General features: G+C 60.3%; 7 protein-coding genes and 1 riboswitch. All 7 genes read right to left on the reverse strand.

Features of this window, described 5'->3' with window-relative positions; genetic code table 11:
• Positions 1–760 (reverse strand): nicotinate-nucleotide--dimethylbenzimidazole phosphoribosyltransferase (locus BG52_RS14055; protein WP_036667528.1); only part of this gene is annotated, 760 nt, incomplete at its 3' end.
• A gap of 79 nt (positions 761–839) precedes the next feature.
• Entirely contained in the window at positions 840–1,631 is a 792-nt protein-coding gene (locus tag BG52_RS14060) for a heme ABC transporter ATP-binding protein (protein WP_036667529.1), read from the reverse strand.
• Between the two features lies 1 nt (position 1,632).
• A complete protein-coding gene (locus tag BG52_RS14065) occupies positions 1,633–2,667 on the reverse strand; it encodes a FecCD family ABC transporter permease (RefSeq protein WP_036585935.1) in 1,035 nt (344 codons plus the stop codon).
• A gap of 6 nt (positions 2,668–2,673) precedes the next feature.
• Positions 2,674–3,720 (reverse strand): ABC transporter substrate-binding protein, encoded by a 1,047-nt coding sequence (locus BG52_RS14070; protein ID WP_081793912.1) that lies wholly within the window; start codon positions 3,718–3,720, stop codon positions 2,674–2,676.
• Positions 3,721–3,920: 200 nt separating this feature from the next.
• Positions 3,921–4,134, reverse strand: a riboswitch (cobalamin riboswitch).
• 171 nt (positions 4,135–4,305) lie between these two features.
• Complete coding sequence (locus BG52_RS14075; RefSeq protein ID WP_036585937.1) at positions 4,306–4,668, reverse strand: VOC family protein; 363 nt, start codon at positions 4,666–4,668, stop codon at positions 4,306–4,308.
• Positions 4,669–4,742: 74 nt separating this feature from the next.
• Positions 4,743–5,060 carry a rhodanese-like domain-containing protein gene (locus BG52_RS14080; protein ID WP_036585939.1) on the reverse strand — a complete coding sequence of 106 codons (318 nt, stop codon included), beginning with the start codon at positions 5,058–5,060 and terminating at the stop codon, positions 4,743–4,745.
• Positions 5,053–5,442, reverse strand: a complete 390-nt coding sequence (locus tag BG52_RS14085; RefSeq protein ID WP_036585941.1) for a DnaJ family domain-containing protein — start codon at positions 5,440–5,442, stop codon at positions 5,053–5,055. Before BG52_RS14085 ends, BG52_RS14080 begins: the two co-directional genes overlap by 8 nt.
• Positions 5,443–5,556: the final 114 nt, after the last annotated feature.

Here is a 5,556-nt window from a genome sequence, read left to right on the forward strand (position 1 = left end):
TCATGAACCCGGCCAATCCGCCGATTTCAAGACCGCCGACCTTGGACAGCACATCGATCGGATCCAGCGGGTCCGGTCGGTTGACGTCGAGCGCGGCGCGGACGGCCTCCATTTTGCCGCGAAGCCGTTCGTCGTCGACGCCTGTGCCGCGTCCGACGGCCTGCTCGACGGGCACAGCCCCGAACGCCGCGCACAGCGCCGCGCTCGACGTCGTATTGCCGATCCCCATGTCGCCCGCCGCCAGCAGCTCGTAGCCCTGTTCGACCAGCATCGCTGCGATTTCGATGCCGGCGGCAACCGACCGCAGCGCCTCCTCCCGCGTCATCGCCGGCCCGCGGCATAGGTTAGCGGTTCCTTTTCGTACTTTATAGGCGAGCAGTCCCGGATGGGCCAGATCCGCATTGACGCCGAGGTCGGCGCAAAACACATCCGCTCCCGCCTGCCTCGCCAGCACATTAACGGCCGCCCCGCCGCCGAGAAAATTCATCACCATCTGCGGCGTCACTTCAGCCGGATAAGCGCTGACGCCTTCGGCGGTCACGCCATGATCGCCCGCCATAACGACTACCGCCTTTTTGCCGGCAGTCGGCAGCGCCTCGCCCTTGATTCCGGCGATCCGAATCGCGATTTCCTCCAGTCGGCCCAGACTGCCGAGAGGCTTTGTAAGGCTGTCCAGTCTGGCTGATGCCTGCGCCATCGCGGACTCGTCGAGCGGTTCGATCCGCCCGCACACTTGCCGCAGCTTCGCTTCAAGCTCCATGACCTAATCTCCTTTCATGATTACAGAAATTTTATTGAAACAGATATCCGTTATCGATGGAAGTCCAATTGACCTTTTGCTACAGGTTCGCAGGAGCCCCCCGCGGCCTCAACAGCACTTGCGGGGCGTTGCTGTCGGGATGCCGCAGCACGATCGGATGCGTCCCGTACACCCGGCAGATCGTCTCCTCCGTGAGCACATCGGCGGGCGTGCCTTCGGCTTCCAGCTTCCCCCGGGCCAGTACGAGCAGTCGGTCGCAATATTGCGCCGCCAAGTTCAGGTCATGCAGCACCGCGACGACCGTCAGCTGTTTGCGCTTCTGCCAATCGCGCACCGCATCGAGCAGTTGAAGCTGGTGGCCGATGTCCAGATAAGTGGTCGGCTCGTCCAGCAAAATCAGCTCCGGCTCCTGCACCATCACCTTCGCCAGCGCCACGCGCTGCCGCTCGCCGCCGCTCAGCTCGCTGAGACGTCGCTCGGCAAGCTCCATCAGCCCAAGCGTCGCCAGCGCATGCTCGATCAGTCCGCCGGCGTCTTTCTCCTCCGACCCCAGCCAATTCTGATGCGGAAAACGCCCCATTCCGACCACCTCGCGGACGGTAAAAGCCGTCATCGGCAGCCCCTCCTGCTGAAGCACGGCGATCCAACGCGCCAAATCCTTGCGTTTATAGGACCTCACCGATTTGCCCCGCAGAACAACGGCGCCCGCGCCGGCCGTCTCCACCCCGGAGAGCAGCGACAGCAGTGTCGACTTGCCCGCGCCGTTTGGGCCGATGATGCCATACATGCCGCCCTCCGCAAGCGAGAAGCTGACCCCGTCCAGCACAAGGCTGCCGCCGATTTGCTTTACAGCATTGCGCACGTCGATCATGTCATCCCTCCTTCAAGCCGGCCTTCCGGCGCTTCAGCAAATACGCAAAGAACGGCGCGCCGATCAGCGCGGTCAGCACGCCGAGCGGAATCTCCTTCGGGCTCAGCGCGGTCCGGGCGAGCGTGTCCGCCCACAGCACATAAATGCCGCCGAAAATCGCCGACAACGGCACGACAAGCCGATAATCCGGTCCGACGATCAGTCGGATCAGATGCGGCACGACAAGGCCGACAAAGCCAATGACCCCCGACACGGACACGGCAACCGCCGTGAGCAGCGTCGAAATCATCAGCACGATGAGCTTGGTGCGCTCGACGTTAACGCCCAGATGGGCGGCCTGCCGCTCGCCGAGCACGAGCAGATTCATCGGCTGCGCGAACGCCGCTATCGCAGGCAAACCGACTGCTGCGAAAGGAAGCACAAGCGTAACGTGCTCCCAGTTGCGCTTGGACAGGCTGCCCATCGTCCAATACAAAATTTCATTGACGACGGTGTCGGACATCGAGATCATGAACGACACGAACGCGCCCAGAAAAGCCTGTACGATGACGCCGGCCAGCACAAGCGTCTCGATGCGCATCTGCCCTTGCTGACGGGCCAGCCAGAATACCGCGAATATCGTCGCCATGCCAGTAACGAACGCGACGAACGGAACCGTCCATATGCCGACCGCCGTCTGCAGCCCGAACAGGATCAGGAAGGCCGCGCCGATCGAGCTTCCGGAAGCAACGCCGAGCGTGTAAGGGTCGGCGAGCGGATTGCGGAGAACGCCCTGAAAGCCGGCTCCTGCAAGTCCGAGACATGCGCCGACCAGGACGCCGATCAAAATCCGGGACAGACGCACCTGAATGACGACCGCTTCGTCCAGTGCCGACCATTCCACGGCTTCGCCCCGATTCCATGGCAATTGATGAATAATAATGGCCCACACTTTGGAGATCGGATAGCCTGCCGAACCGATCGAAATGGACACGACGGCGGAAAGGATAAGGAGAAGCATCGCTGCTCCTCCATATGTGACGATTTTCAGTTTCATAATGAATTAGTTGAACAGATCGGGGTGGATCGCTTTCGCGACATCCCGAAGCCCGTCGGTGAGCCGCGGTCCTACGCGCACGAGCGGATCGTTCGGCACCGTGAACACCTGCTTGTTTTTCACCGCGTCGATCTGATCCCAGCCCGGACGGCTGTTGATCGCATCGGGAATCGACGTGTCGCCGTCAATTTCCGGATAAAGAATCACCTGCGGATTCGCCTTGAGGATGGCCTCCGGGTCGATTTCGAACCAGCCCGGCTGGCTGGCCGCGACGTTTTTGCCGCCGGCGAGGGTCACGATTTCGTCCAGAAATTCACCGCTGCCGACCGTCCAGCCCGGCGAGAATTCCAGATAAACGCTTTTCGGCTCAGCACCCTTGACCACATCGACGACAGCCTGCTTGTCGGCGCGCATTTTATCCGCTACCGCTTTCGCTTCGGCCTGCTTATTTGTGATTACGCCGACTTCCTCGACGTGCGCGATCGTCTCGTCGATCGTTTTCGGCTGAGATGCGAATACGACGATGTTAAGCGCGCGCAACTCCTCCACCACCTGGCCATTCATGCTCGCATTGGCAATCACCAGATCGGGGTTGAGGCCGGCGACCGATTCCACGTTCATTTTGAAGCCGCCGACCTTCGGCAGCTCCGCCGTCTCAGCCGGGTAGTTGCTGTTGTCGTCCACGCCCGCCACAACGCTGCCGGCTCCGATCGCGAACAGAATTTCGGTCTCGCTCGGCGTGATCGACACGATCTTCGCCGGCGATTTTTCGATCGTGACTTCCTTGCCGGTCGCATCGGTCAGCGTTAGCGGATAGGTCGTTTGGGCAATCTCCGCGTCGTCAGCCTGCTGCTCTTCGCCGCTGTTCGCAGCTTGTCCATCGTTCTTCTCATTGGCGGGGCCGTTCGCGGATTGACCTGCGTTGCCGTTCGCCGCGTTGTCGCTGCCCGCGCCGCAAGCGGCAAGCACCGTAAGCAACATCGCCAGCAAAGCGATCATAAGCAGACGGAGTGCCCGCGGGGCTGTAAATTTACGAATCAGTCTGTCGTTCATTTTGTTCATCTACTCCATTTCGGTTGTATATTCGTGCCTGTGTGTTTGCCTTGCGGACAATAAAAAAAGCATCCCCGATTCGTGTCGGAAATGCTCATGGTCCCCCGGTTGACGATTCGACCAGCTTGTTCCGGTCCGGCGGTACACCGTGCGGATAGCTGCTGCGGGCCATATTCCAACACCTCCCTAAGTCCACGTAGGTAGCGTTCACGATGCGGGCAGGTCTCCTGACTCGAAGCTCACGAGCGCCGTCTTCCCGGTTTCCCAGTGACTTGAAAGGCGCTTGCTTGCGGAAGGCTTGCTTGCCATCCGAACTTCTTACAGTGGCGGGTCCGTGCCGGATTCTCACCGGACTTCCCTGTTAGGCCTGTCGTTCCCTGCGGAACGGTCGGCACCCGTATCAAAACTTATTCAATTATTGCAAGAGTAAATATACCACTACCGGGTAAAAGTTGTCTATATCGACGGCATCGGCGACATTCGACATCCATTCGGGACGGGATTCGAGAGGGCATTCGGCATTCGGGCATAAAAAAACCGGCACTCTGGCGGAAGCGGCGGCTTCCGTCAGAGTGCCGGGATCGACTAGCCTTTCATCAAAAATTCGTTGCCGTCCTCGTCCGAGAACCGTGCGTAGGTGCCCCAGGACATTTTGTTCGGCGCCTCCAGAAACGTGACGCCGTTCGCTTTCATCCGCTCGTACGTAGCGTCGATATCGTCGCATTGGAACACGATCGACGGCTTCATCGACGCCCACCCCTGCATGATAGCGCGCGGGTAGATGACGAGGCTTGATTCCGCGCCGGGAGGCGCCACCTCGAGCCAGCTGACGGACGGCCCCATCGGATGATCGGCCCTGATTTCAAAGCCCGCCTTCTCCGACCAGAACACTTTTGCTTGCTGCTGGTCCTCAACGTAAACGGCGGCGGTTGCGATATGGGTAATCATCGGTGTAAGGCTCCCCTCGATTTAAATAGCCGGGATGCTTGCGGAGATAATGGGACATCTGCGGAGACGAGCGTTCAGTCTCCGGTCTGGACGTCGCCCGACCAGGCCAGCATGCCGCCCGCCACGTTGATTACGGTGTATCCCTGCTGGACCATATAGTCGCATACGCGGCCACTCCGGTTGCCGCTGCGGCAAATGAACACCAAAGGCGAATCCTCGTCTTCCGCATGAAGTTCCCCGACACGTTCGGTAAACTGCGACAACGGAATATGGCGCGCTTCCGCGATATGCCCCTCCTGCCATTCTTCGGGCTCACGCACGTCCACCAGATTCATTTTCTCACCGCGGGCAAGCCGCTCCTTCAGCTCTTGTGTCGACCATTCCTCATACATCTTCCGATTCCTCCTCTATTTTGTTCCGGATCCGGTCTTCATATTGCATAAAGGCCCGGGTGTCCGAAATGCCCCGCTGCTCGATCAGCATCCGAAGACGAAGCTGCTTCTCCGTAAGCCGCTTTGTCAAGGTCCCCCGCTCGCCGTCGTTGCGGCTCATGCGGATCAAATCCTCCAGCGCCACCGTCTCTTTGGCCAAATGCACTTCCTCCGGCACGAGCCCGGCGTTCTTCAGCATCCTATAGCCGTTTCGCAGATCCTCCGGCACGTGCGACAGATCCTCCAGCTCCAGCGGTTTTCCTTTGCCGGGCAAATGGCTCAGCTCGCCGCGCGCCAACGCTTCCTTGATTCGCTCCTCGGCGATCCGCGCAAAAAAAACCATCTCGCGCGCCTCCTTTACCATGCTTGCGAAACGCACACACAAGCATTGTACCGCCGCGGCGACCCCATGTCCAGCGGGGCGCGGCGGCGCAAGGCTACCGGCGGCGGCGGTTTT

The sequence above is a fragment of the Paenibacillus darwinianus genome, assembly GCF_000598065.1.
Taxonomy (GTDB): Bacteria; Bacillota; Bacilli; order Paenibacillales; family Paenibacillaceae; genus Paenibacillus_I; species Paenibacillus_I darwinianus.

Coding starts and splice junctions, on each gene's coding strand:
- BG52_RS14060 (WP_036667529.1), bottom strand. CDS start 1,631: ATGATCGACGTGCGCAATGCTGTAAAGCAAATCGGCGGCAGCCTTGTG.
- BG52_RS14065 (WP_036585935.1), bottom strand. CDS start 2,667: ATGAAACTGAAAATCGTCACATATGGAGGAGCAGCGATGCTTCTCCTT.
- BG52_RS14070 (WP_081793912.1), bottom strand. CDS start 3,720: ATGAACGACAGACTGATTCGTAAATTTACAGCCCCGCGGGCACTCCGT.
- BG52_RS14075 (WP_036585937.1), bottom strand. CDS start 4,668: ATGATTACCCATATCGCAACCGCCGCCGTTTACGTTGAGGACCAGCAG.
- BG52_RS14080 (WP_036585939.1), bottom strand. CDS start 5,060: ATGTATGAGGAATGGTCGACACAAGAGCTGAAGGAGCGGCTTGCCCGC.
- BG52_RS14085 (WP_036585941.1), bottom strand. CDS start 5,442: ATGGTTTTTTTTGCGCGGATCGCCGAGGAGCGAATCAAGGAAGCGTTG.